The sequence below is a fragment of the Streptomyces noursei genome, assembly GCF_016917755.1.
In the GTDB taxonomy this organism is placed as follows: Bacteria; Actinomycetota; Actinomycetes; order Streptomycetales; family Streptomycetaceae; genus Streptomyces; species Streptomyces yunnanensis.
The window spans coordinates 2,337,434-2,362,991 of record NZ_CP070326.1 but is presented as its reverse complement, the minus strand read 5'-3'; the positions used below and the strand labels follow the sequence as shown (position 1 = coordinate 2,362,991).

The following is a 25,558-nucleotide window of genomic DNA, read 5'->3' as shown; positions in this document are numbered from 1 at the left end:
GCTGCGGCGCCTGGCGGTCGCCGGCGAGGAGCCCTGGAGAGATTAATGCGCCGTGGTGCAGGCGGTCGATATCGATCAGCTGGATGGTGGGGTCGTTCTTTGCCCGGTGGCGCAGTTCGTCGGTGAAGCCCGTGCCGCTGAAGCACTGGAGTCGGGTGTTCTCGGTGGCGGTGCCGCGTGTGGTGAGGAGATCACGAATGTGCTGGAGGCGGTCCAGGAGGCCGAGCCCCATGACGTCGTTCCATTTCGCTTCGCCGATGGCGAGCAGTGCGTCGCGGCCGGTGCCGGCGTCGCCGTAGGCCGCGATGTCGACTTCGTGGCTGGTCCTGGCCGCGGGGTCGTTGACGGTGCCGCTGGCGACGCGGGAGGTCTGGCCGCCGTGGGTTTCGGGGGCGGCGTGCCAGCGGGCCCATGCCCGGCAGATCTGTTCGGAGTGGGGGCCGATGACCTTGCTGCGGAAGGTGGATTGGGCGCGGCGCCATACGGCGCGGGCTCGTCCTGGACGTTCCAGGTCCCCCAGACCGGGCGCATGACCGCGTGGTAGAAGGTCACGAGTGGCTCGGTGATGCGGTAGGCGGATCAGTTGCGGCGGAAGGCGTCGGCCTCGTGGGTGATCATCCCTACGTCTTGGAGGACGTTGAGCGGGTGGGCCAGGTCGGTGGATTTGCGTCCGAGGTAGTCGGCGATGCCGCCGCGTGAGGGGTTGCCGCTGGCGATCGCGGCGAGTACGGAGTGGTAGACGGCGGCGTCGTGGAGTTCGGGTTCCTCTGCCAGCAGGTAGCGGGCTTCGCGGAAGAGTGGGCGGGCGGGGTTGAGGACGGCGCGGGCGACCCAGTCGTCGAAGTCGTCCGGTCCTTGTGGGGTGTCGCCCTGGGTGAATTCGCGGCGGTAGGCGGGGGTGCCGCCCACGATGGCGTTGGTCTGCAGGGCGGTGCGCGGGTCGGAGATCTCCGAGAACTCGGCAGCAAGCCGGAAGTCCAGTGTGGGGACGACGAGTTCGAGGCCGGCGCGGCCACACAGCGGGGCGTTGCCGGCCAGGAGCTTGCTCATGAAGGACAGAGCGGAGCCGCACAGCAGTAGCCGTACCGGGGTGTTGGTGTGCTGGGCGGCCGGGTCGAGTGCACGTTGGATGATCGAGGGCAGGGGGGGGGAGGACTTGGCGAGTAAGGGGAACTCGTCGATCACCGCGACGGTGGGGCCGCCGTCGGCGATCCGCATGAGCTCGGTGACGGCCTCGTCCCAGTGCGCGAAGCGGAACGGTGCGGGCTGGCCACGGTAGCGGGCCAGGGCCTCGCCGAACTGGCGCAGGGTATCGGCCTCGGTCGTCTCGGTGGCGGTGAACATGAAACCGCCGCTGCTGCGGGCGACCGAGTCAAGGAGGAAGGTCTTGCCCTGCCGCCGTCGGCAGGAGCCGCGAACAAGGGCTGGTCGTGCCACGCCCCCTGTGACGTGCGGAGATTCGCTCGTCGTGACCATGTCGACGCATCTACCAAAGACACGGGTCGGCTGACGTGGTCACGAGGCTTTCTCTGAGCTGCTTGCGCTGCGCAGGATCGAGCTCTTGGCGGGGGACCCAGGACATGGGAACGGGGAGAACCACTGGCTGGGGGTGGGCAGCTGGTGATTCAGACGGTTGTACAGCTGGATCGGTAGGCCGGTCGCGTGTGGCGGCAGGGCGAGTCCTTGGCAGGAGCCGCGCAAGAAGGCTCGGCGTGCCAGATCCCCGTGACCTGCGAGAACGAGCTGATCGTTCAGCTAGAGCCTCTCGCAGGGTTTCGGCGTAGTCGCGTGGCGCCCGTTTCGTGACGTACTGTCAGTTCGGCTGTGCCCCGGGACGCGACAGGCACGGCTTCCAAGATCATGGAGTTCTCTACGCCCCGTGATCCGAGTGGAAGACCGCGCCTGCCGACGTGTCATCGCTGATCCCGCCTGCCCTTGACCAGCATCCCGAGGTCGTATCCGACGAGGTCCCGCGCCTGCTGAAGCAACTGGCCGAGGTGCCCGGCCGCGAGACCCACGCGTCATACGGCACGCTCTGGTTGCCGTGCTCGCGCTGACCGCGTGCGCGGTTTTGCCGGGGGCGACCTCTGTGCTGGTAGTCGGCGAGTGGATCGCCGACGCCCCGCTGAACCTCCTGGAACGCCTCGGCATACGCCTCGACCCACTCTTCCCGCAGCGGCTCCTGCCTGCGGAAACGACGGTCCGGCGGCTACTGGCCCGCATCGACGGCGACGCGCTGGACTGGACGGTCGGGCGCTGGCTCGCCGACCGACGCCCGAAGGCGACCGGGCTGCGCGGCCTCGCAGTGGACGGCAAAAGCCTGCGTGGCGCGGCCAAAGCGAAGGGCCGCAAGATCCACCTGCTCGCCACACTGGAACACACCACCGGCCTGGTCTTGGCCCAGCTGGACGTCGGCGACAAGACGAACGAGATCACCTGCTTCCAGCCGCTGCTGGACACCGTCGCCGACCTGGCAGGAGTCGCCGTCACCAGCGACGCGATGCACGCCCAGCGCGAGCACGCCGACCACCTCCTCGGCCGCGACACCACCTTCGCCGAGGACGCCTTCCAGCTGTGGACCGGCAACGCGCCCCGCGCGATGGCCACCTGGCGCAACCTCGCCATCGGAGCTCTCCGCACGGCCGGAGTGAAGAACATCGCGGCCGGCCTCCGCCCCAACGCCCGCGACCCTCACCGCCCCCTCGCGCTCCTCGACCTCGGATGATCACGAACTGGACGTTATGCGACTACGCCGAAGCCCTAATCACACGCCCTCCAGCGCCCGCAATCTCCTCGTCTACCTCAAGGCGGACCCGAAGAGGGTGGACATTGTTTCCGGGTTCACCCGGACGTGACGGGGCTCGGCCACCACGGCACCGGGGACCTGGAGGTGCAGCTTCGTACGGAGCAGGAGTGGTCCGTCCATCATCGCGCTGCGCGGCACGGCTCGTCCGGGCTAATGTCGAGACCTTGACAACGCCGTCTGGAAGGTGATCCGTTGAGCGATGGTCGACTCGGTGTGGTGATGGTTCACGGGATCAGGTCGGGTCCCGAGGTGTGGGATCCGCTACGCCGACTGATTGCGCAGGACGAGAAGCTAGCCTTCGCTGAACCGCTCCAGTTTCGGTATGCCACCGGGGTGCGGCGCCTGCATCCGCTGCGGGTGTTCCCCACCATCAACACGGTCGCCGACAGCTTCAAAGAATACCTCGCGACCGAGGCTGGCGAGTTCACGCGGCTCGTGCTGGTCACGCACAGCCAAGGGGGTCTGGTGGCCCAGCGTTTCCTGGCCCGCGCCCTGGCCGATGGGGAGGGGCGCCGCCTGGCCCGCATCCGGCGGCTGGTGATGCTGGCGTGCCCCAACAACGGCTCCGAGTTGCTGCTGTCGCTACGTCGTAACGTCATCGGGCTCGGCCATCCCCAGGAGAGGGATCTGCGTCCGCTCAACGACCAGGTGAACGCGACACTGCGGACGGTCCTGCGGGATGTCGTCCACGCCACCGCTGTGAGCGACCGCACCTGCCCCATCCTCGTCAGCGCTTACGCGGGCGAGAGCGACCGAGTGGTGCGGGCGGTGTCCGCGCAGTCGGTGTTCCCCGACTCCGCCGCGCTTCCCGGTGACCACTCCACCATCCTCAAGGCCAGGAATGCCGGGCACCGCACCTTCACCACACTGCGCCGCCTGCTTCTCACCGTTCCCGATGCTGCACCTGAGCATGCGGCCGAGGCCACTAGGACCCCCGCCGAACAACCAGGTCTCCGGCGGACCGTCACTAACACTTTCAGCGGCGGTCGGGCCTACGGGCCCGTCATACAGGGCGACACCGTGCACGTCTCCTTCCCGTCCGTTCCGCCCTTCCAGACTCCCCCGGCCGGCTTTGACGCCGACAGAAGCGGGAACGACGACACCTCCGAGAACGGACACAACGACCGGGAGACCTGACTGGCCACGCCTGAGGTTGACAGCTTATGAGGCCCGGCTTCTCGCTGAGTAGTCGACCCTCGGTTGGAAGATGACATTGGCGCCATTATCCGCCATGCAAATCGAGACATCGAAGGTACGGAAGCCAGGGCAAAATGGCCAGCGGAGACAGCCAGCTGCTGTACGACCTCCTGCAGGTGCACCTCGCGCCGTGCTCCCAAGGCCACAGTCCGTAGGAGCGCTGTGCGCCTATGCGGACGTAATAAAGGCGAAGTACTCGGGGTCAGCCGAGGAGCTGTTCGAACTATTCCCGATCGAAGCCGACCAGGAATTTCGCGAAACCAACTAGTCTAGATAATCAGTAGCCTCAGCCCACATGTGTTGAGGTAGGTGACGTTCGGCAGGGTCGCACCAAGCTGCTGCACCACCATCAATGTGAAGGAGACGCCTGTGACAACATCGAATGAAATCGATGACGGAATCTTCTTCAATGCGGTCATCCAGGGACATACCATCACGGTGCAACTACCACCGTCCATCACACCTGCCCTTAGTGGGCTGCCCCTACGCTCGCGAACGTATGTGGGGCGATCCCGAGAGCTCAGTTTTCTGCTCGGTCAATTGGATCCGAGTACATCACAACATGAGACGGCACGGTTTGCGGCTGTCGTAGGCATGGCAGGAGTAGGAAAGACCGAGCTTGCCCTACAGGCAGCGGTGGAGGCCGAGAAGAGAACCGACTGGTTTCCTGGCGGTATACTCTTTATTGACCTCTTTGGCTACGACGATGAGCGCTACCTTTCGCCCGAACAAGCATTGGGTTCATTGCTCATCGCTCTCGGCATTCCAGGCGAACAAATTCCGTCTGACCTGCCTGATCGAGCGCGGCTGTATCGGTCGATCCTGTCGGCCTACGCCAGCCGGGGGAAGCAGATTCTGGTAGTGATTGATAATGCGTCCAGTGATGGGCAGGTCGAGCCGCTATTGCCGTCGCACGATGACGGAACGGCAATTGTTACATCTCGCCATTCACTCGCTGTGGGCGCGCGAATCCTTGACCTAGAAGTGCTTGAGCCGTCAGCGTCAGTCGAACTTGTTCGACGAATGCTGTTTCAGGCCCGCGGAGAAAATGACTCGCGGGTCGCCCATGAACAGGACCAAGCCTATGCCCTGGTCGAGCTTTGCGGTAACCTGCCTCTCGCACTGCAGATCTGTGCCGCCCTGCTCGCCGACTCTCCGACCCGCCCCATTTCGTCTCTGGTCCAGGCGCTTTTCGCCGCCCACGCAAGGCTTGACCGTCTTAAGCGAGAGGATCGCGCTGTTCGGGCAGTCTTCGAGCTCTCATACCTACAGTTGAGTGAAGACCAGGCTCGTATTTTTCGGTTGCTGCCGCTCAATCCGGGACCCGACATTTCCTCCCGTGCCGCGGCACACCTAACGGGCGATACGAACATTGAAGTCGCCCTTGAGGATCTGGCTCGGGCGCACCTGATCGAGCCCGGCGCAACATGGGGACGCTGGCGCCTGCATGACCTGCTTCGTCTCTACGCAGACGAGAAGGGGAGGGAGTATGCCGAACTTGACAAGCGTGAATTCTCATTGGAGAGGGTCCTTTTCTTTTATCTCGCGACGACGACCTCAGCCAACCTCATCCTGAAGGAACGCAATGGGCATGGGGAGGAAGAGGTCGAAGCCCTTAAGTGGCTTGAGGAAGAGCGATCGAATCTCGTTGCAGCTGTCCAAACGGGCCATGACATCGGCATTGACCTCGCCTTTGCGCTGGACGAGTTTTTTCATCTGCGCCGCTACTTCGATGATTGGATTACGGTAATTAATTCGGCGCTGAAGGCACTCCGAATGCAAGGTGACCTGTACCGCGAAGGCTGGGCATTGGGTGCCCTCGCGCAAGTCCTCTATCACGTTCGGCGCTTTGACGAAGCCCTCGAGATCGGTGAAGCGGCACTTGACGTCTGTCAGAGGTCGGGGCATCGGTATGGCGAAGAAGCAGCCCTCAATGCGTTGTCGCAGTCTCTGTACCATCTGGGTAGATATCGAGAGTCGGTCGACGTCGGCCTCAAGGCCGCCGAAATTCTCCACGAACTTGGCGACCCTCAGGCGGCGAAGGCGCTCGGAAGCCTTGCGCTAGCGCTCCAGGAGATAGACGTCCACGAGGCGATCCCGCTCCATAGGTATGCTGTCTCGGACTGCCAGGCCCGGGAAGACCGTCATGGAGAAGCCGCAATGCGAAACCTTCTTGGAATGGCACTAAGGAAGTCGGGAGAATTTACCGAGGCAGCGCAGGAGCATCTGGCTGCGGCTACCCTCTACCAGGAGTTCCGCGACCACCATGGCGAGGCAGCAGCACTCGGCAGTTACGGCCTCGCGTTGCAGGGCGCCGGGCGCTATGCGGAGGCTATCGAGGCTCACTGGCAAGATGTGCGACTCTGCGAGGAGACCGGCGACCGTCATGCACTCGCTGAGGCTCTAGACAATTTGGCACTGGCCCACCGAAAGGCCGGACAGGTAGAAGATGCTGTCGCTGTCTATCGCCAAGCAGCCGAAATCTTCCACGAGGTAGGAGACTCTTCTATGGGAGGTCTGGCGATAGGCGGCTCTGGGCGGGCATTCGAAGAGATGGGAAGGTTTGATGAAGCCATCCAGGCGTATCGTGAAGCTGTACAGTCTTTTCGCAACGCGAACGATCGGGAGAACCTTCTTATGGCTCTCGAAACCCTCGGGATTACATTACTGAAAGCCGGGCTGGATGAGGAATCCGATAAGGTTCGAGGAGAATTCATGACCCTCGCATCGGATCTAAATGCTCGCTGATCCTGTCGCTCGCAGGACAGACTGACCCGCGCTCGGGCTATATCGGATCGTGTTTGGAGTCCTATAGATATTCCAACTACGATCTGCGGCGTGCTTAAGTCTTGCGGACAGTCAGCGTGTTGCTTCCCTGCGCCAGAGTTCGTTCGCGAGCAACTCGCCGTAGAGTTCCGGGTGTTGTTTCCTCAGCTGGACGGACTGAAGCGGCGGCCAGTTCGCCACGAGCTGGCTCCAGCAGGTGACCCGTTCAGGACATGGCGCGGCCAGCGTGTCCGACAGGAACCTTAGAGGTCCTAACAGAAGTGGTTCAACACGTGACTGTTGGCCTATTTGCTCGTTGGTCTGGTCGTGGGGAAGCGTCAGTCGCGGCCGTGGATCGTGTCGGATGAACTGTGGGCGTTGGTCGAGCCGTTGCTGCCCAAGCCGGGGCCGAAGCTGGTCAAGGGGCGGCCGAGGTTGCCGGACCGGCAGGCGTTGTGCGGGGTCCTGTTCGTGCTGCACACCGGCATCCAGTGGGAGTACCTGCCGCAGGAGCTGGGCTTTGGTTCGGGTATGACCTGCTGGCGGCGGCTGGCCGCGTGGAACGCGGCCGGGGTGTGGGGCCAGCTGCATGTGCTGCTGTTGAAGAAGCTGCGGTCGGCGAAGAAGCTGGACTGGTCCCGGGTGGTGATCGACTCTTCCCATGTGCGGGCGGCTCGCAGGGGCCCAAAAGCGGTCCCAGTCCGGTCGATCGCGCACGGCCGGGCAGCAAGCACCACGTCGTCACCGACGCTCGGGGCATCCCGCTCGCGGTGTCGCTGACCGGCGGCAACCGCAACGACGTCACCCAGCTCCTGACTCTGCTCGACAAGATCCCCCCTGCCGCCGGGGTTGTCGGCCGGCCCCGACGCCGGCCCGACTCGCTGTTCGCCGACCGTGGCTACGACCACGACAAGTACCGGCGTCTGCTGTGGCAGCGCGGCATCCGTCCCGTGATCGCGCGGCGAGGCGAGCCACACGGCTCCGGCCTGGGCGTCTTCCGGTATGTCGTCGAACGGACGATCGCCTGGCTGCACGGCTTCCGTCGCCTGCGCATCCGGTGGGAGCGACGGGACGACATCCATGAAGCCTTCCTCGGGCTCGCTACATGTCTCATCACCTACAGACACGTCCAACGCCTTTGTTAGGACCTCTTAGTGGGCGGTTCGTGAGTTGATGTCCGTTTCGAAGTGAGGCTTGGGACAGGTGTGCTGGCCGCGGTGCCGGCTAGTGTCGCCGGGTAAAGCAGCCGGTGTCGGCTTCGGTGAGGATGCCGAGTTTGACCAGGCGCTTCAGTTTGGCCCGGGTGCCTTCGACGTTCTTCGGCAGCAGTTCATGGCCAAGGGCCTGGCAGACGTCCTTGGCTCGCAGGGGGCCGGTCGACTCGTTGAAGGCGGCGAGGATGCGCGGGTAGTCCGGGTGCTCGCGCAGTTCGGGCGGGGATGCGGGGAACTGGTCGGCGAGGCTGGTGACGGTCTTGCGGGTGATCGCGAGGTGCTCGAGGTGTGTCTCGGCCTCCCGCAGCCGGGTCTGCAGGTCGTCGATCTGCGCGCGAAGGTCGTCAGCCAGGGCCCGGGCGGCTTCCTCTTGCAGGTCCAGTGCCTCAAGGAGGGGGCGAACGTTCACGCGCTTACCGCCTCCTCGCGCCAGGTGGAGGTGTTCGTGCCGGTGAGACGGCGGATCATGACATGGGACATCGCCCAATAGACGCGGGAGGCGGACGAGGCGGTGCGGTGCTCGTAGTCACGGACCAGGCGTCGGTGCAGTATCAGGATGCCGTAGGTCTGCTCGACTCTCCACCGCTTCGGTTGCGGCAGGAATCCCCGGTAGCCGGGGTCGCGTTCGACGATCTCGACGTCGATGCCCAGGCCGGCGCCGTGTTCGACGACCTGGTTCTTGAAGCCCTGGTCGACCAGGGCTTTGCGGACGGTGTCGCCGGTGTGCTCGGCGACCTGGTCCAGCAGGGCGATGCCCGCGGTGTTGTCGTGGACGTTCGCGGCGAGGACGGCGACCGCGATGACCAGGCCGAGGACGTCAACTGCCACGCCGCGTTTGCGGCCCGGCACCCGTTTGGCCGGATCGTAGCCGGTCGTGGCGGCGGGGACCCCGACGGCCGCGTGGACACTCTGGGTGTCCAGCACCACCAGGGTCGGGTCCTCTAATCGTCGGGCGCGTTCACGGACCTGGCAGCGCAGGAGTTCATGAATGACCTGGTCGGTTCCGTCGTCCCGCCAGGCGGCGAAGTAGTAGTACGTCGCACTCTTCTGCGGCAGGTCGTGCGGAAGGTAGGCCCACTGACAGCCGGTCCGCCCCTGATAGAGGATCGCGTTCACGATCTCCCGCATGTCGTAAGCGCCCTGATGACCGCTGACCGAGCGGTGCCGGTCCTTCCACGCGGTGATCACCGGCTCGATCAACGACCACTGCTCGTCCGATAAGTCGCTGGGGTACGGCTTGCGTTCACTCACCCCGCCAACCCCAGCAGACCCCGCACCACGAATCCGCGGATTCCGCCCCCGCCTCACACCATCAGGCGACCACAGAACGACTCAAAGACTCACGAACCGTCCACTTAGGGCCGAGCTGAACTGATTAATTTTCGAGACAAGCGCGTGAAGCTCCAGGCGGGCAGGTTGCTCTTGGTTGGCAACCCGTCTACCGGGCAAGGCTTCGGCGTAGTCGCATAACGTCCAGTTCGTGATCATCCGAGGTCGAGGAGCGCGAGGGGGCGGTGAGGGTCGCGGGCGTTGGGGCGGAGGCCGGCCGCGATGTTCTTCACTCCGGCCGTGCGGAGAGCTCCGATGGCGAGGTTGCGCCAGGTGGCCATCGCGCGGGGCGCGTTGCCGGTCCACAGCTGGAAGGCGTCCTCGGCGAAGGTGGTGTCGCGGCCGAGGAGGTGGTCGGCGTGCTCGCGCTGGGCGTGCATCGCGTCGCTGGTGACGGCGACTCCTGCCAGGTCGGCGACGGTGTCCAGCAGCGGCTGGAAGCAGGTGATCTCGTTCGTCTTGTCGCCGACGTCCAGCTGGGCCAAGACCAGGCCGGTGGTGTGTTCCAGTGTGGCGAGCAGGTGGATCTTGCGGCCCTTCGCTTTGGCCGCGCCACGCAGGCTTTTGCCGTCCACTGCGAGGCCGCGCAGCCCGGTCGCCTTCGGGCGTCGGTCGGCGAGCCAGCGCCCGACCGTCCAGTCCAGCGCGTCGCCGTCGATGCGGGCCAGTAGCCGCCGGACCGTCGTTTCCGCAGGCAGGAGCCGCTGCGGGAAGAGTGGGTCGAGGCGTATGCCGAGGCGTTCCAGGAGGTTCAGCGGGGCGTCGGCGATCCACTCGCCGACTACCAGCACAGAGGTCGCCCCCGGCAAAACCGCGCACGCGGTCAGCGCGAGCACGGCAACCAGAGCGTGCCGTATGACGCGTGGGTCTCGCGGCCGGGCACCTCGGCCAGTTGCTTCAGCAGGCGCGGGACCTCGTCGGATACGACCTCGGGATGCTCGCGGAGCTGGTCAAGGGCAGGCGGGATCAGCGATGACACGTCGGCAGGCGCGGTCTTCCACTCGGATCACGGGGCGTAGAGAACTCCATGATCTTGGAAGCCGTGCCTGTCGCGTCCCGGGGCACAGCCGAACTGACAGTACGTCACGAAACGGGCGCCACGCGACTACGCCGAAACCCTGCGAGAGGCTCTGCCTACCGAAGGCGGCTGCCAGATTTGATACGCCGCCAGTGACCCCGTTTTCAGGCGTCGCCGAGCTGGCTTGCTTAGGTCATGCACCATCCAGAATCGCAGGCGCCGTCGTCTTCGTTATCGCTCGGCATGTCGGGTACCGCCTCGCCGAGCGGAATCCCGTAACGGGTGAGGTACGCAGCATCCCGACCGAGAGCCGCCCTTCGCACATTGATGAATTCCTCAAGCTGCTGAGACTTGGCGAACAATGCCGGGTCCGTCTTGCGCAGCTCCTGCCAATCGCTGACCGTGTGAAACGGGCAGAAGAAGCAGGAGCTCTTTGGGGGAACGGGGAGACCAGACTTGCGGATGAGGCGCGTGCAGTCCTCGCGACGTAGCCCGAGGTCAAGCAGCGGGTAAGTGATCTCCTCGCGAGGGTCGCTCCTTCTCCTGTTCGCTCGATGGATCTCGTCAACTGAGATCCCGATGCCGACAGTCGCCGGAGATTTGGCGGTGGCGCCGTGCTCTCGAAGCCATCTCGAAACTACCTTGATCTTAAAATCGGCAGTGCAGTTGCGTCGACCGGGAGCCCCGTTGGCCATCCGGATGGGAATTGGTGTTGACCTTGCTTCTGGCTTGTGGAGCCGCCCCCAGAGGGTCTCGGTAGCGCCATTGCGGCGCCGGCGCTCTAGAGTGTGGAGGTCGATCCTGTGCTCCTGCGCGTACGGTCTCGCGACTTCCTCAATAAATTTCAGCGTCGCGGGATTCTCGCTGTCATCGCCCACATTTGAAAACAGGAACGTTTGAAAGTCGATGTCACGCTGTGCGGCCAGTACCAGAAGGGCCGTCGACTGGACGCCACCTCCGTAAGAGATCACCTTGACTTGAGCCTCCGCCATTTCTCTCCTCGCCCCAAGTGTCTCGCGGGACGACACAGCAAACGACACTCTATGGGGGAAGTCAAGCTGGTTTTATGGCAAGGTGACTCTGATTGAGCATGCTGAAAATCCCGAAACGACGAGACCAGATCATCTCGATGTGGAACCAGGCAAATCCTTCCGGCGGATAGAACGTGATTGAATCCGCCGACCGCAAGTCCAACCCGGTTCCGACGAGTTCCTGCACATGAAGTTGAACGCGTGGATCACCGGTGCCGATCCTGACGCCGCCGGGCGTGTTGATACGAACGACTTCGTTGCCGTTTTTCTTGAACGTCAGGGACCTGGGGTCGACGGTGCCCAGGTTGGTGCCGACGTTGTCCGTGGGTTTCTAGTCTCCATCCGTGATGGCGGGACCCCGCTTAGAGTTGCCTGATCGTGGAAGGGGTATCGGACCAGGGCATTGCGCAGAGCGCCAGCGGACGCCCGGGCGATGAAGAATTCAACCCTCGTGCGCCAGTTCGCCGCATACCCCTGTACCCAGCGACGACCGTACGTATCAGCTGCGCAACTGGTCGGAAGGGGGAGGGTGCGACGCGCGCTCATCGGCCGGATAGGCACCTGCGGCGGGAGTGCCAGCGAGAGCTATTGCCGATCCGGTTCGCGTCGGTCGGCTAGAGCTTTTACGGCCCCCCGAGAATTACGAGGCAGGATTTAGAAAGCTCCTGAGGCCCGTCAGGGCCCCAGGAGCGATGGGAGCTTAGTGGCCTCGTTGTTGAGTGCCAGTGCCTCTGCTGTCTTGGCGCTCAACAACTTCACAGATCAGACTTCGAGGTCAATCCATGAAGCGAGGGAATCCCATGCCAGGCTGCAAAGACGCTCTGAACGTTCACGGATGAAGTCTTCCGACCAGTCCTCATCTCGCTGAGCGAGGGAAGAGACAAGCGGGAGGTAGTCCGACCGGCGGATGATCGCCTCTGCTCCTTGCCCCAAGGAGATACCTTCACGCGAGGCCAGGGCAAGGGCCTTCTCCGCTTCCTCCACCGTCGTTGCCGAGAGGGCGCGGAACATCAGCCGCTTCAATTCCCACGAACGATCGCTGGCCGAGGAGTTCTCGACCTTAGGGAGGAGGGTTAGGTTACCCAGGGTGTGCACGGTCGCTGAATCCTCGTAGATCTTGGGATCCCAACCATTTGCACCCGGATTCTGCGGTGCGATGTGCTCGATGGTGCTGAAGGCAGCGTCGTTCCAGCGGCTCAAATTGAGCGTGCTGAGCAGACCCTTCCTTCCGTGAGTGACCAGGCCTAGGCGATCTGCATCCCGAGCAGCGTCGTTGGAGGCCCCCAGGAGCAGCAGCTTGGTGAGGTGACGAGAGCTCGTATAAGCCGGCGTGGCCGCAGCCTTGGCCACCCACTGGCTCTTCATCGCGATGCCCTCAGCCTCAAGTTGTTGGCGCAGGAAGCGCAGCAAGTCCTGAACCGGAGGAACGGCGGTCAGCTGCTGGCCGAAGCGCGGGAACCGGGGGCCGCTGCTCTTGGAGTCGTACGCCATGAGCTTGCGGTAGATGTTGTCTATGTTGTGGGTGCCACCGAACGCCCCCCTCCAGAGAGCGAAGAAGGCGCCACAGGCACGAACGGCAGTCAAGTACTCATTTGCTTGCCTGTCGATGTGTTCCCCGGAGCTGAGTCGATGAGCGGCGAAGTACCGGGTGAGTGGAGCAACCACGATGTCATGCTTCGCTTCGCGAAGGACCTGCAGACACAGTGCGGCCTGCTGGCGCAACTCGTCGTCGCTGTGTTCCGGGAGGATCTCCGAGGATACCCACGGTCCTGATACAAACCGCGTAACCTCAGCCAAAGAATGAAGGAAGGTACGGCGTCCTGCCTGGTCCGCTTCCTTATCGAAGGCAGTGCGCAAATACCGGCGTTGTTCACTCAATCGCTTGCTCAACCGCTGGCCATCATGCAGCAGAGCAAAGGGGATGAGGATGTTGCTCGTGGCTGTTTGCCGCTGGTCGGCTGACGAAGCCCGATCGAGGTACTTCTCGACGGTGTCGAAGTAGTTGTAAGACTCCGACCCATTCCAATTGCTCAGGCCCTCGTTCTGGATGGCCTTGGGCTTGAACGTCTCGATAGCTGTGAGGGGTTGCCCTGTGGTGTTCAGGGCCTCGAACATGTCGAAGCCGTAGTCCTCCCTCTTGGCGGTTACTACAGCGACCGTCACGCGATTCAGCAGGTAGTTGGCGAACACAATCAAGCGGAGCAGCGACCCGATTCGATCATCCTCGTTCGCGGCTTCGACCACAGCGTCAGGGAAGGGGCTGTTGAACAGCGCTTCCTGCAGCTTCTTCGACTCACCGATCGCCCTGGCGGGAGGGATCTCGGTCTCGTCCTCTCGCGCGCTCCGCGACGGTGAGACAGCGTTGCGGAGAGTTCGGCGCAACAAGGTGCGGATAGCCTCCAGGCCCACGTGCGCCTGAGCGTTGGCGTCAGTGGCTTCCCCATCGACGAAGGAAACGTGCTTGTAGTCCTTAGTGGAGGATTCGTCGCGCGCGTATCGGCCGTACTGGTGGAGGTAGTACCCGATAGGCGAGTCGTATTTCGCTCGGTCCGAGTGCCGAGACCAGACGTCGTGGTACGAGCGAACCATGCGAGGGTAGTAGCGGAATTCACCTTCGCCATACCGCATGTCTTCTTCGAACGTGTCCGTCAACCGGCTGGTAACGTCGATGGCCTGGTTGTAGCACCAATCCCTCGCTTCACCCCCGTTCTTGGGCAGCCTCTTGGCGCGGACGCTGATCTCTTCGTGCAGCACCGTGGTCAACAGCAGCAGTGTCGTAAGCCGCTGTTGCCCGTCGATGATGGTCATGACCTTGGCCGGCACCATGGGACGGTCGATCGGTTCGACCGTCGTGTACTGCAGATCACGGAGCGCGATGACGGTCCCGAGGAAACAGATCGAGTCCTCAAATTCGGTGATTTGTTCAAGACCATGAGCGACATCGGCGATGAGACGTTTGACCTTCGCGGCTTCCCAGCTGTATGCCCGCTGATACGGAGGGATGTACAGTCCCTGTCCCGTTTCGCTGAGGAACTCTGCTACTGCCCGCGGCGCAGCATCGAAGATCTCCCGCGTTTCCATCCATGATCTCCCGTTATCTCGTACGGCTGTGCCGCGAACCTGTAGCGTTCGGCAGCGCCCTTACAGTCCGTCGCAGAAGGAGAAGGCGAGCGGGACCGCGCCCCTCGGGCATGCGCACCTGCTCGGTTTGCGCCACGATGCAGGACCCCCCCGATCCTCGACTGCAAGCCACCCCCTCCTACGGCAAAACCGCATGTCATGACCGTTCGCAAGCGCGTGGGCCACAACACTGGATCAAGGGTAGACCGGAGCGCTGACAGCCGAGGGGCACTCTGGGAATTCGGATGCCCCGGCTCGGAGTGCTACGGACTGCCCGGGGCAGCGAGCGGTAGTCGTGCCAGCACTCAACGTTGCTGGTGCTCCAGTTTGGGCGAGCCGCTTCGAGGGGTGGATGCGTCCGTTAGGATCTCAAGGCACTCCTGGTGGAAGCTGAGCGGGTCTAGAGAGAAGCAACCAGGAGTGGCCAGAGGAGCGCATCGCAACGAGTGAGGCAAACCGTGGAGCATACAGGGCCGATCTACCTCGACTACAACGCAACGGCTCCGATCCGCCCGGAGGCGCTCGCAGCCATGCTCGATGCCCTCCACTCAGTCGGGAACGCCTCCAGCGTTCACCACCACGGCAGAGACGCCGCAGCAAGAGTCGACAAGGCCCGTCGTCAAGTCGGCGAGCTCCTAGGTTGCGCACCGGGTGAGATCATCTTTACCTCTGGTGCAACTGAGGCGAACAACCTCGCGCTCCGTGCAGCTTCCGCCCAAGGCGGAGCTTTGGTGACTACGGCGGTGGAACATCCTGCTGTCCTTGAGACAGCCCGGTCGCTCAGTGCTGAATCTTCTGCTCCCCTCGTGACCCTGCCTGTGAGCGCTGACGGGATCGTCGATCTCGCGGCTCTGGAAGCATCTGTGCAGGGCGAAGAAGTGGCCGTGGTGTCCGTAATGCTCGCGAACAACGAGACGGGCGCACTCGCGGATCTGGCTTCCGTCGTCAGGATCGCACGCGCCGCGGGAGCGCTCGTGCACTCTGACGCCACTCAGTACGTCGGGCGCCTTCCCGTCGACCTGGACGACCTCGACGTGGACCTCCTGTCTCTGTCTGCCCATAAGTTCGGTGGGCCACAAGGCGTCGGCGCCCTGTTTGTGCGCCGAGGTATCTCACTCCCTCACCGACCACTGCTCGTTGGCGGAGGCCATGAGAAGGGTTGGAGGGCTGGGACCCTCAACGTGGCCGGTATCGTCGGCATGGGCGCCGCCGCGGAAGCCGCCCGCAGACAGCTCGGCGACGAAGCCCCGCACATCACCAAGCTGCGCGATCTCCTGGAGGGCGAGCTCCTCGCGCAGCTCCCCGGCAGCCACGTCAACGGCGCTCGCGCTCCGCGACTGCCGGGCGTCACGAGCATCACCTTCCCTGGTGCCCCCGCCGACGCGGTGCTCGCCTCGATGCCTGCTATAGCTGCATCCGATGGCAGCGCCTGCTCCGCAGGAGCGCCGAGTCCTAGCCATGTCTTGCTCGCCATGGGGCTCAGCAGGGAGGCAGCCGACTCCACCATCCGCTTCTCAATGGGCTATGCCACCACAGAGCAGGAGATTCGCCGCGCCATCGACGCCACCCTACGGGCCGTCACTCACGTACAGACCGTCATGAGCGGCACCGCCGGACCTTGACCGTCGCTCCAAAAACTTCGCACTCACACTTTGAACTGAAGGGTTCGACCGCAATGCCAGAAGGCCGCCTCTCCGCCGACGTCGTCGGACTGAAATTCAACAGGCACGAGAGCTTCCCTCCGCGCTTCGGCTGGCTTCACAAGGCATACCTGCGGGTCAAGGAGGACGAGTTGCTCTTCCACGCCCCAGACGCGCTCGTGCGCCTTGGCGTGGGAAAGAACATGGTCGATTCGATGCGCTATTGGTCGCAGGCGTTCAAGCTCACCCACGAATACCGTAGCGCCGGCGTGCAGGCGCGAGCGCTCGCAGCCGCCCCAACGTGGCGCGCTCGGTGGCTCCTTGACGAGGATGGTGCTGATCCCTACCTGGAGGACACCGGAAGCCTCTGGCTATTGCACTGGTGGTTGGTCTCTGGAGAGAAAGAGGCCAAGTGCCTCGTCCCGAGCTGGTACGTGATGTTCCACTTCGCGCCGCTCAATCGCGTCACAGTCGAGGGGATGGCCACCCTCATCACACGTGAAGTGCACAACAGCTTCGACCGTGACGAGTGGCCCGCACCCGACTCGATCAACCGAGACGTCCAGTGCTTCGTCAAGATGTACGCCCCGGACCCGGAGGCGAACCCACTTTCCCCGGGCAGCTTCGAGGACTCCCTCCTCTGCCCCTTTAAAGAGCTCGGCCTACTTGAGTACCAGGGAGGGCGGGGCAAGGAGCGTACGTACCGCTTCACCAGCGGCATTCGCCCTAGCCTGCCGCCCAGCGTGCTTGTGCACACCTGCCTCGACTATGCGGCTCGTTTCTCTCGTAAGCCGGACTCGATTTCGCTGGCTCGCCTCGCCAGCGAGCCCGGCGCCCCTGGCCGTGCTTTCCACATGCGTGAACCGGAGCTCGGCAGGTCGATTGAAGCTTTCGTCGAGAACCACCCCCAGCTGGAGATCGTGGAGTCGCTCGGGCAGCGGAGCCTGCGCTTCGCGGACAACCCGGAGACTCTCGCCTGGGACATCCTTGATGAGCAATACGGCCGAGTGCGTGATCGCGACGGTTTCCCGACTCCCGAGGAATGGGCGCGGCAGAACCCCGGCCTGAAGAAGACCACGGACGACGACGCTGAGGCCGTACAGGGGCAGATCCCCCAGCAGCCCAACATGATCGAGGAGCTCTCGTGACCACGGCCACCAAGCCATCTCCCCGAACCCCGCTGAAGGGCACTAATGCCCAGATCCCCGCTGGGATCACCTTCGTCGGTACGGAGTTCCGCTCCACCAACCTGGAACGCGACGTCCGGGTCCAGGACCTGCACTCCCCGTACGTAGGCGTACGCGCCCTCGACGTCCTGGACCGGGTTGGCAACGCCCTCGGCGACCTCAAGCGCACTCGCGCCTGGTCCTTTACCGGCCCGTATGGCTCCGGTAAGTCCACGCTCTCCAACCTGATCGACGCTCTACTCGGCCACGACGCCGAGCGTCGAACCACCGCCTACGAAGCAGTGGCCGCGACGAACGCCGCACTGGCCCAGGAGATCGCCGAGAATCGCGAGACACTTGCGGCTGACGGCTTCTTGGGAGCTGTCACCACGGCACGCAGAGAGCCGCTGTCCGCCACGGTTCACCGGGCCCTGCAGACCGCGGTGGAGCGCAGGTGGAGCAAGCGCGTCCCGAAGGACGTCTCCACTGCCATGGCGGTCTGTGCCGAGACGGACGTCCCCACAACCGACAGCCTGCTCAACGCGGTCACAACGCTGTGCGGTAGGGCACCGCTCCTTCTGATCATCGATGAGTTCGGCAAGACGCTCGAGTATCTGGTCTCCAGCGGTGAGAGCAGCTACGCCGAGAGCGATGTATTCCTGCTCCAGCTTCTTGCGGAGAAGGGCGCCGGCACCAAGGGGCTGCCGCTCTTTATGTTCACTCTGCAACATCTGGCCTTCTCGGACTACGCTTCGCGGTCCAGCTCTGTCCAGACCCAGGAGTGGGCCAAGATCCAGGGGCGTTTCGAGGACGTCACCTTTGGGCCCAATCTCGGTGACGCTGTCTACCTTCTCCAGCGGAAGCTGGCCCACTCTGCGGTAGCGGAGCAGGGGCGCAAGCTGGTCGAGGCCCAGGCTAAGGCGGCGCATGGCATCTGGCGCCAGCAGTCACTGCACTCGGTCGTCGACATCTCCGCGGAGTCGTTCGCCAACCTGTACCCGCTGCACCCGCTCACCGCCGTGGCGGCTCCCCTCATGGCGGCACAGATCGGTCAGAACGACCGGAGCCTCAGCGGCTTCCTGGTCAACGATGAGCCGTACACGGTGCGGCGCACTCTCGACACTTGCACGGTCGAGGCACCGGGGCGCGCCTCGACGATCCGGATCCCGCAGCTGTACGACTTCTTCTTCTCCGCGGGGCGCACCACGATCCTCGCCTCCTCTAAGGCGAGCCGATGGCTGGAGATCAACGCCCGCCTTGAGGAAGCCCACGGGCTCCCTGAAGCAGATCAGGAGCTGCTCAAGGCCATCGGCGTACTCAACCTCATCGACGCCGACGGACTGCTGCGCGCTACGCCGGCGATGATCCAGTTCGCGCTGAACGACCCGACCGACGCCACCAACGCCAAGCGGTTCGACCAGCTGAAGAAGCGGCTGAACAAGCTGGCGGAGGACGGGCTCGTCGTACACCGCTCGTACAGCGATGAGTATCGGATCTGGCAGGGCACCGACGTCGACATCGATGCCCGGGTGCGCGAGATCGCCACCCAGCTTCAACCCGATGACGTGGTGCGCTACTTCAATAAGCACCTCGGTACGAATGTCCTCCCGAACGCGGTCGCTGCGGGCGCACACAGCCAGCTCACCGGCATGCAGCGGCACTTCGTGACCGCCGTCAGCCACCAGACCGAGAAGCTGCGGGGCCCCAAGGTCGTGCAGGACGCGGCCGACGGGATGCTTGTCTTCCACTTCGGCGACCTGAAGAGCAGCCCTCGGGTCGACTCACCGCTCCCGGTCGTCGTCGGTGTGACCAAGAACCCCCAAGCGGTGCTAGACGTCGGCAACACCCTCGTGGCGCTCCAGGACCTCATGAGCGATGAGGAGCTGGACCATGTTGCCCTGCGGGAGATCAATGAACGGGCCGGAGAGTTCTCCCAGCGCATTACCGCCATGCTTGCCGAGGCGTTCCGCCCGGGAAGTGATGAGTCGAGCTGGTACTTGTGGAAGAGCGGCGAGGACACCGACAGCGAACCCGCCCAGCAGCTCAAAGCCCGCAGCTACGCGGGACTCGTATCCGAAGCGTGCAACGTGGTCTACGACCAGACCCCGCACGTACGGAACGAGATGGTGGGACGACACCAGCTCACCAGCAACGCTGCTCGTACGCGCCGCGAAGTCCTCACGTCGATGATTGAGAGGACCGGGCTGCCACTGCTTGGTTGGCCTCAGGACAAGTTCCCCGCGGAACGTGCCCTGTACGACGGCGTCGTTGAGCACCTCGGACTGCACCGCGCCGCTGGAGAGTTCAGCGGCGGTCAGAACTCTGAAGGCAGCATTCACACACATGGGATGTCCCGTCCGAGTGCTGCAACGAACAAGAGCGTCATGCCTGTGTGGGAGGCACTTGAGGAGGCATTGAACGAAGCCACAGAGCCGACCAACATCGTAGAGATCTACGAGCGGCTCATGGCTCCCCCGTACGGCGTGAAGGCCGGCGTCGTCCCGATCCTGGTAGTCGCCGCCCTCGTCCTGCGCGGAAACGACGTCGCGCTCTTCGAGGAAGGCAACTACTGCCCCCGACTCACGGCCGCCATCGTGGAGCGCCTCAACGTCCCCTACCCGGAGCGCTTCACTGTAAAGGCGGCCCCGGTCGACCGGGGGCAGCGCCGCCTCGTTCTCGACGGATTGGTGAAGTCCCTCGGCGTCGACATTCCTCGGAGCCGGGCAAACCGGAACCCGGCGCTACTCGCGGTCACCCGCGGGATGCTGGAACGGGTGATGGTCCTGGACCAGTACTCGCGCAAGACCCGGCGGCTCAGCGACGACACCCTTGTGGTCCGCAAGGTGCTGTCCGAAGCAACCGATCCGGACCAGCTGGTCTTCGAAGAGCTTCCCGAGGCACTCGGCTTTGAGAAGATCACTTCGAGCGCACGGAAGGACTCCGAGGCGGCAGAGGCATACGTCGTCCGCCTCACCACCGCGCTCAACGAACTCACTGACGCCAGCGCAAACTTGTGCCGGTACGTAGTAGAGGTGTTGGCGCAGGAATTCAGGCTCCCCGCGTCGAGCACCGGCGAACTGCGCGCCGGTCTGGCCGAGCGTATGCGCGGCTTCGCCGACGCCTCGCTCGAAGTCAGTCTCCACGGATTCGTGACCCGGGTGCTCAACGAGATGCTGCCCGACGACGACTGGCTCGGCACAGTCGTGGTCCAGCTCGTCAATCAGGCCCTCGGTGACTGGACCGACCGAGACATGGATGCCTTCCCCCGCGTAGTACGAGACAGGGCACGCGCGCTGGACCGCGTGAGCCACCTGTACAACGTCGTGGAGGAGGAGCCGGCCGACGAGACCCCCACGGCATCCCACAAGCGCGCAAAACCGAAGCAGCGCCAGATCGACACCCACCTGCTGACCCTCACCACTCCCCAGGGGACGGAGGAGCGCACGCTCATCCACGTCCCGAAGAAGTCGCGGAATGCCGCGGACGAGCTCGTTGTCAGTGTCATCAGGCAAGCTGAGGAAGTACTGGGCCCCGACGGCGCACGCATCCTGCTCGCCGCTCTGGCCGAGCACCTGTCCGGCCAGGACAGCGCCGCATCCGAGAGGAAGGAGTAGCTGTGACAGACGCCAACAGCTCCAACGGCAAGAAGCGCCACGTACTCGGGATCTCGGGAGGCAAGGACTCCTCAGCCCTCGCGATCTATATGCGGGATCGCGTACCGGAAATGGAATACTTCTTCTGCGACACCGGCGCCGAACTCCCCGAGACCTACGAGTACCTCAACCGCCTCGAAGGCGCCCTTGGCAAGCCCATCGAACGGCTCAACTCCTCCCGGGATTTCGACCACTGGCTTGAGGTCTACCAGGGGACCCTGCCCAGCCCTCAGATGCGCTGGTGTACCAAGAACCTGAAGATCAAGCCACTCGAAGAATGGATCGGCGACGACGAAGCGGTGTCATACGTTGCCATCCGTGCGGATGAGAATCGACTCGGCTACGTCAGCACCAAGCCGAACATCACCGCCGTCTTTCCCTTCCGCGAAGACGGCATCGATCGTGAGGGCGTGGACCGCATCCTGGACGAGGCCGGCATCGGGCTCCCGGGCTACTACGAGTGGCGCACACGCTCCGGCTGCTACTTCTGTTTCTTCCAGCGCAAGCATGAGTGGGTTGGGCTCAAGGACCGACACCCGGAGCTCTTCGAGAAGGCCATAGCGTACGAAGAAAAGGTCAAGCACAAGCACACCGCTATGCAAGACAGGAAGTACACCTGGTCGCAGGGTGAATCACTTGACGAATTGATAGAGCGGCGAGAGGAAATCGAGGCTAAGCACCAGGCGGCACTTGAGCGGGCCGCTAAGCGCCAAAAGCCCAACCGCCCTTTGTTGGAAATACTGTCCAATGCTCTAGATGAGGACGACGACGAAGCTGCCTGCGCGGTATGCCACCTCTGACCGCTTCTCGTTAGGTGCCTGGTCTGCGGATGACCTTCGCAGACCAGGCTTCGTCCCTTGGCGATCGCCAAATACCGCCGCGCACAGCCCGGCGCGCTGTCCCGGCCGCACCGCTGGTGAGCCCCGGGCCGCGGGGCAGCCCCCGGTCTCTCCGACGCCGTGCCACGTCGCCGTTCACCGGGACGTCGACGGTGTCCCAGACGGGTACGCCAGCTACTCGGTCGAGTCCGGCACCTGACGGTCGACGAGACCATCGCTACCGACGACGCCGTCTTCACGGTTCTGGCCTGGTTCGTGCTCGGACACGACCTGGTCACTCATGTCGTGTTCATGGACGTCCCGCCCGAGCACCCACTGCGCCGGCTAGGTGGGCGACGACACTGACTGGCTCTGGGGGCGGCTGCTGGACACCCCGCGTGCGCTGACCGCGCGCGGCCGGTTCACGGATGGCGAGTTCGTCCTCGACGTCGACAACTCGTTCCTCGGCGGGCAGGCACGGCCACTACCTGCTGACCGTCCGGGAGAGCAAGGCCGACTGCGTCCTGACGGACCGGGAGCCTGACCTGTCCCTGGACGTGAGCGACATGGGCTCGGTCTACCTCGGCGGCACCGCCCCGAGCACGCTCGTGCGTGCCGGACACCTCCGAGCCCACCGCCCGGGCGCGGCCACCCTCGCTGACGCCCTCTTACGCGCCGAGCGCTCCCCGCACTGGTTCTGACCAAGCGCTCGCCGACCCTGCACAAGTCTATTGGTTGGGCTACAAGCTGGTCGCCCTCAAGGTGCGCGAGGTGCTCGACAATCGCGGCGCGGTCCCGGGCGGTGTAGACGCGCAGCAGATCGAGCGCTTGCCACGCTGCCTCGTTCATGCGCGGGTCGGTGAGGTCCTGGAAGTCCTTCATCGTCTCTCCGCGGTGGTGCGGGCGACGGTGTCGGCCGGGGGGCGAGGGCGGGGCACGACGACCGCCGGCCCCAGATCGATCCGGGTGTCCATCCCCAACCGGAATGTGCCGTACGGGTTGATGTTCGTCCAGAACGACGCTCTAAAGCCGCGCCGGTCTTCTTCCGAGAGCCGGTTCGCCCACACCGGTTCGGCCAGCACCTGCTGCAGCAGCGTGTTGACGTTCACCAGAAGCGCTCTGCCGCTTCGTTGTGCCGTACTTCGGAGGCGGCCCGGCGGGTCCGCAGCGACGCGAATGTGTACTCCCCGCGGCCCGTCTCGCGCGGTATCGTGCCCGTGGCATTCCGTTACAGCGGGAACCTGGAGGTGGCTCGTCGTGGCCCGAGCCTGGGAAGCTGACCTGTCGGCGTTATTCGTCAAGCGGTTGGGGAAGTCGGCGGAAGAGCTGGGAAACTCCCAGGGCAGAGAGCAGTGCCCGGACATCTGGCAGCTCAGCAACGGCGACATCGCCGTCATCGGCCGCGATCTGACCGATCACTACGGTTCGCGCCTGCCGGAAGGCGTGGCACTTGGGGCTGACGAACGGCTTGTGGTCATCCCCGGCAACATGCTCATCGCAGCGAAGCCGGACATCCCCGATGCTTGACGTGCACGCTCCGGCCTTCCCTGTGGAGCGTGGCCAGCGGCTCGGCAACGAGGAGTATCTTCGCGACTTCCGCGCTCGGGATGCAGTGATCCGCAACAGCGACTCGTGGAAGCTGGAACGGCTGCAGCACTTCGAGGAGGTGGGCAGTCCGTCCCGCGACGCGCTGCGGCGCGGGGACTGGACCACTGCGCTTCGTTTGTTCGAGGAGGGCCGTGACAACCTGCGCGCGATCCAAACGGACGAAGAAGCCCGTGGCTCGGTGTTCCACCGCGTGCGCGTGGTGGAGCAGCCGCTAACGCCGTACGTCCAGTGGGAGCTGCATTCGCTGCGGATCAGTGCCGAGTACGGAGAGCGGGTGAGGATCTTGCCGGCCAAGGCGGTCGCTGCGGCTGAGGTCGACAAGCTGCTTCCGGAGCTGACCATTCAAGACGGCAAGGTGCTCTTTCGCGTCCTGTACACCGATACCGGGGTACCGGATGGTGCGATCCGCTTCACCGACCCGGACGTTGTCGATTCGTGGGCGGCGTACGTGCGGAGCGCCTACGCGGCTGCGGAGGACATCGCGTCGTATTTCGACCGTGTCGTCGCACCACTGCCGCCGCCACCGGCGGCCTGACCCAGAAGGGATGACTCAACGGCATGTCGGCAGACGCCAACGGGTGGTCCGGTGACTCGACCAACGACCTCTCCGGGGAGTCTCGCGATGTCGTCCAGGCCGGGAGCATCTCCGGCGGCATTCACTTCCATCAGGCGCCCGGAGCACCTGACCGTCCGCGGACCACCCCTCGGCAGCTCCCTGCCGACGTGCACGCCTTCGTCAACCGAACGGACGAACTCGGTCAGTTGAACGCCGTCCTGACCGGGCGAGATGGCGGTCAGCTCGTCGTCTCTGTGCACGTGGTGGCCGGTACGGCCGGGGCGGGCAAGACTTCTCTGGTCCTGCATTGGGCCCATCAGGTCAAGGATCGCTTCCCCGACGGGCAGCTCTTCGTGAATCTGCGGGGCTACGACCCGCGTGAGGGGCGTTTCCCCTTGATCGTGGACACCCTGATCATTGGATTGTGATGATCCATAGGACAGGAGTTCCCGTTGGGGACGTCGAAGTACGCGCCTGAGTTCCGGGCTGATGCCGTCGCGCTGTACCACTCGAGGCCGGGTGGGACGTATGCGTCGGTGGCCAAGGACCTGGGCGTCAACCACGAGACGCTCCGCACCTGGGTGCGGGATGCCGAGCAGGCTGCCCAGCCCGGGGCCGTGGAGGCCACCGCGATGGAGAAGGAGAACCGGCAGCTGCGAGCGCGGGTCAAGGAACTCGAACTCGAGCGGGAGATCCTGCGGAGGGCCGCGAAGTATTTTGCGGCGGAGACCAGCTGGTGAGCAGCCGCTTCCAGTTCGTCGACGATCACCGTGACGCCTTCGGCGTCAAGCGGCTGTGCCGGATGCTGCAGGTCTCTCGGTCCGGCTTCTACCGGTGGCTGGCCGGCGCGGAAACGCGGGCCGGCCGGAGAAAGGCGGACGCCGAGCTCGCCGAGCGCATCGCCCGGATCCACCGGGAATCGGACGGCACCTACGGAGTCCCGCGCGTCACCGCCGAGCTGAAGGATGCTGGGAGGCCGGTCAACCACAAGCGTGTCGAGCGCGTCATGCGCAAGTTCCGCATCGTCGGGCTGCATTTGCGCAAGAAGGTGCGCACCACCATTCCCGAGCCCTCGGCGACGCCGGTGCCGGACCTGCTGCGGCGCGACTTCACCGCCCAGGCGCCGAACACCAAGTACGTGGGGGACATCACCTACCTCCCTGTTGGAAATGGCCAATTCCTTTATCTGGCAACGGTGTTGGACCTGCACTCGAAGCGGTTGGCAGGCTGGTCGATCGCCGACCACATGCGCACCTCCCTGGTCACCGACGCACTGAGGGCCGCCGCGGCGGCCCGTGGCACCGGCGGCCTGCGAGGGGCGATTTTCCACAGCGACAACGGGGCGCAATATGTGTCGAAGGAGTTCGCCCTGGTCTGCTCGGCGCTCGGCGTGACCAGGTCACGCGGCGCGGTGGGCACGAGCGCGGACAACGCCGCCGCGGAGAGCCTGAACGCGACCATGAAACGCGAGACGCTCCAGGGACGGAAGCGGTGGAACGGGGCCCGTGAGGCTCGCCTCGCGGTCTTTCGCTGGGCGACCCGCTACAACACCCGGCGACGGCACTCCCGCCTTGGCCAGATCAGCCCGATCGCCTACGAGCAGCGATCAACTACGCTGGCCACCGCCGCATGACAA

Annotated in this window: 20 protein-coding genes and 2 pseudogenes; 15 read left to right on the top strand and 7 right to left on the bottom strand. The window is 64.4% G+C overall.

What is annotated here, in order from left to right; all coding sequences use genetic code 11:
- Positions 1 to 52: 52 nt before the first annotated feature.
- Positions 53 to 544, top strand: a complete 492-nt coding sequence (locus tag JNO44_RS10405) for a hypothetical protein (protein ID WP_205363268.1) — start codon at positions 53 to 55, stop codon at positions 542 to 544.
- 35 nt (positions 545 to 579) lie between these two features.
- Here the strand turns inward: JNO44_RS10405 and JNO44_RS10400 are convergent, their stop codons facing one another.
- Complete coding sequence (locus tag JNO44_RS10400; protein ID WP_205363266.1) at positions 580 to 1,437, bottom strand: AAA family ATPase; 858 nt, start codon at positions 1,435 to 1,437, stop codon at positions 580 to 582.
- Between the two features lie 607 nt (positions 1,438 to 2,044).
- Here JNO44_RS10400 and JNO44_RS10395 point away from each other — a divergent pair.
- The 5 genes and pseudogenes from JNO44_RS10395 (at position 2,045) to JNO44_RS10380 (ending at position 7,914) form a co-directional block, all read left to right on the top strand.
- Positions 2,045 to 2,725 (top strand): ISAs1 family transposase, encoded by a 681-nt coding sequence (locus JNO44_RS10395; protein WP_240167516.1) that lies wholly within the window; start codon positions 2,045 to 2,047, stop codon positions 2,723 to 2,725.
- Positions 2,726 to 2,786: 61 nt separating this feature from the next.
- Positions 2,787 to 2,974 (top strand): annotated as a pseudogene (locus tag JNO44_RS43345) (DUF5655 domain-containing protein); the annotation flags it as partial.
- Between the two features lie 24 nt (positions 2,975 to 2,998).
- Entirely contained in the window at positions 2,999 to 3,943 is a 945-nt protein-coding gene (locus JNO44_RS10390) for an esterase/lipase family protein (protein WP_240167517.1), read from the top strand.
- Between the two features lie 429 nt (positions 3,944 to 4,372).
- Positions 4,373 to 6,751 carry an ATP-binding protein gene (locus JNO44_RS10385; RefSeq protein WP_205363265.1) on the top strand — a complete coding sequence of 793 codons (2,379 nt, stop codon included), beginning with the start codon at positions 4,373 to 4,375 and terminating at the stop codon, positions 6,749 to 6,751.
- Between the two features lie 345 nt (positions 6,752 to 7,096).
- Positions 7,097 to 7,914 (top strand): IS5 family transposase gene (locus JNO44_RS10380; protein WP_420882633.1). Its coding sequence is split into 2 segments (ribosomal slippage): positions 7,097 to 7,448 and positions 7,448 to 7,914, totalling 819 coding nucleotides; the frame shifts between segments, so codons are not numbered across the junction.
- A gap of 79 nt (positions 7,915 to 7,993) precedes the next feature.
- Here the strand turns inward: JNO44_RS10380 and JNO44_RS10375 are convergent.
- The 5 genes from JNO44_RS10375 to JNO44_RS10355 form a co-directional block, all read right to left on the bottom strand.
- Complete coding sequence (locus JNO44_RS10375) at positions 7,994 to 8,392, bottom strand: hypothetical protein (RefSeq protein ID WP_205363263.1); 399 nt, start codon at positions 8,390 to 8,392, stop codon at positions 7,994 to 7,996.
- Complete coding sequence (locus tag JNO44_RS10370; RefSeq protein ID WP_039631490.1) at positions 8,389 to 9,234, bottom strand: IS5 family transposase; 846 nt, start codon at positions 9,232 to 9,234, stop codon at positions 8,389 to 8,391. The genes JNO44_RS10375 and JNO44_RS10370 overlap by 4 nt, the downstream gene beginning before the upstream one ends.
- A 233-nt stretch (positions 9,235 to 9,467) precedes the next feature.
- On the bottom strand, positions 9,468 to 10,148 hold the full coding sequence (locus JNO44_RS10365; RefSeq protein WP_240167516.1) for an ISAs1 family transposase: 681 nt from the start codon (positions 10,146 to 10,148) through the stop codon (positions 9,468 to 9,470).
- A gap of 370 nt (positions 10,149 to 10,518) precedes the next feature.
- Positions 10,519 to 11,322, bottom strand: coding sequence for an adenine nucleotide alpha hydrolase family protein (locus tag JNO44_RS10360; protein ID WP_205363261.1), 804 nt, complete (start codon positions 11,320 to 11,322; stop codon positions 10,519 to 10,521).
- An 801-nt stretch (positions 11,323 to 12,123) separates the two neighbouring features.
- Positions 12,124 to 14,442 (bottom strand): HNH endonuclease family protein, encoded by a 2,319-nt coding sequence (locus JNO44_RS10355; protein ID WP_205363259.1) that lies wholly within the window; start codon positions 14,440 to 14,442, stop codon positions 12,124 to 12,126.
- A 569-nt stretch (positions 14,443 to 15,011) separates the two neighbouring features.
- Here JNO44_RS10355 and JNO44_RS10350 point away from each other — a divergent pair.
- The 5 genes and pseudogenes from JNO44_RS10350 to JNO44_RS10330 form a co-directional block, all read left to right on the top strand.
- Entirely contained in the window at positions 15,012 to 16,103 is a 1,092-nt protein-coding gene (locus JNO44_RS10350) for a cysteine desulfurase family protein (RefSeq protein ID WP_240167961.1), read from the top strand.
- Positions 16,100 to 17,269 (top strand): DUF4007 family protein, encoded by a 1,170-nt coding sequence (locus JNO44_RS10345; RefSeq protein WP_240167515.1) that lies wholly within the window; start codon positions 16,100 to 16,102, stop codon positions 17,267 to 17,269. Before JNO44_RS10350 ends, JNO44_RS10345 begins: the two co-directional genes overlap by 4 nt.
- On the top strand, positions 17,266 to 20,901 hold the full coding sequence (locus JNO44_RS10340) for an ATP-binding protein (protein ID WP_205363255.1): 3,636 nt from the start codon (positions 17,266 to 17,268) through the stop codon (positions 20,899 to 20,901). The genes JNO44_RS10345 and JNO44_RS10340 overlap by 4 nt, the downstream gene beginning before the upstream one ends.
- Before the next feature lie 2 nt (positions 20,902 to 20,903).
- The gene (locus JNO44_RS10335) at positions 20,904 to 21,740 is read left to right on the top strand and encodes a phosphoadenosine phosphosulfate reductase family protein (RefSeq protein WP_205363253.1); all 837 of its coding nucleotides are present in this window, start codon (positions 20,904 to 20,906) and stop codon (positions 21,738 to 21,740) included.
- Positions 21,741 to 21,809: 69 nt separating this feature from the next.
- Positions 21,810 to 22,459, top strand: a pseudogene (locus JNO44_RS10330) (sterol carrier protein domain-containing protein); the annotation flags it as partial.
- A gap of 177 nt (positions 22,460 to 22,636) precedes the next feature.
- On the opposite strand, the gene JNO44_RS10325 reads toward JNO44_RS10330, so the two are convergent.
- Positions 22,637 to 22,867 carry a hypothetical protein gene (locus JNO44_RS10325; RefSeq protein WP_205363251.1) on the bottom strand — a complete coding sequence of 77 codons (231 nt, stop codon included), beginning with the start codon at positions 22,865 to 22,867 and terminating at the stop codon, positions 22,637 to 22,639.
- Between the two features lie 148 nt (positions 22,868 to 23,015).
- On the opposite strand from JNO44_RS10325, the gene JNO44_RS10320 reads away from it, so the two are divergent.
- The 4 genes from JNO44_RS10320 to JNO44_RS10305 all read left to right on the top strand — a co-directional run bounded on the left by JNO44_RS10320 (position 23,016) and on the right by JNO44_RS10305 (position 25,555).
- Positions 23,016 to 23,285 (top strand): hypothetical protein, encoded by a 270-nt coding sequence (locus tag JNO44_RS10320; protein WP_205363249.1) that lies wholly within the window; start codon positions 23,016 to 23,018, stop codon positions 23,283 to 23,285.
- Positions 23,278 to 23,901, top strand: a complete 624-nt coding sequence (locus tag JNO44_RS10315; RefSeq protein ID WP_205363247.1) for a DUF6879 family protein — start codon at positions 23,278 to 23,280, stop codon at positions 23,899 to 23,901. Before JNO44_RS10320 ends, JNO44_RS10315 begins: the two co-directional genes overlap by 8 nt.
- A 23-nt stretch (positions 23,902 to 23,924) precedes the next feature.
- Positions 23,925 to 24,350, top strand: a complete 426-nt coding sequence (locus JNO44_RS10310; RefSeq protein ID WP_205363245.1) for a hypothetical protein — start codon at positions 23,925 to 23,927, stop codon at positions 24,348 to 24,350.
- Between the two features lie 24 nt (positions 24,351 to 24,374).
- Positions 24,375 to 25,555 (top strand): IS3 family transposase gene (locus JNO44_RS10305; protein ID WP_205363243.1). Its coding sequence is split into 2 segments (ribosomal slippage): positions 24,375 to 24,642 and positions 24,642 to 25,555, totalling 1,182 coding nucleotides; the frame shifts between segments, so codons are not numbered across the junction.
- The last annotated feature ends 3 nt before the right edge of the window (positions 25,556 to 25,558 follow it).

Coding starts and splice junctions, on each gene's coding strand:
- JNO44_RS10315 (WP_205363247.1), top strand. CDS start 23,278: ATGCTTGACGTGCACGCTCCGGCCTTCCCTGTGGAGCGTGGCCAGCGG.
- JNO44_RS10360 (WP_205363261.1), bottom strand. CDS start 11,322: ATGGCGGAGGCTCAAGTCAAGGTGATCTCTTACGGAGGTGGCGTCCAG.
- JNO44_RS10355 (WP_205363259.1), bottom strand. CDS start 14,442: ATGGAAACGCGGGAGATCTTCGATGCTGCGCCGCGGGCAGTAGCAGAG.
- JNO44_RS10310 (WP_205363245.1), top strand. CDS start 23,925: ATGTCGGCAGACGCCAACGGGTGGTCCGGTGACTCGACCAACGACCTC.
- JNO44_RS10350 (WP_240167961.1), top strand. CDS start 15,012: ATGCTCGATGCCCTCCACTCAGTCGGGAACGCCTCCAGCGTTCACCAC.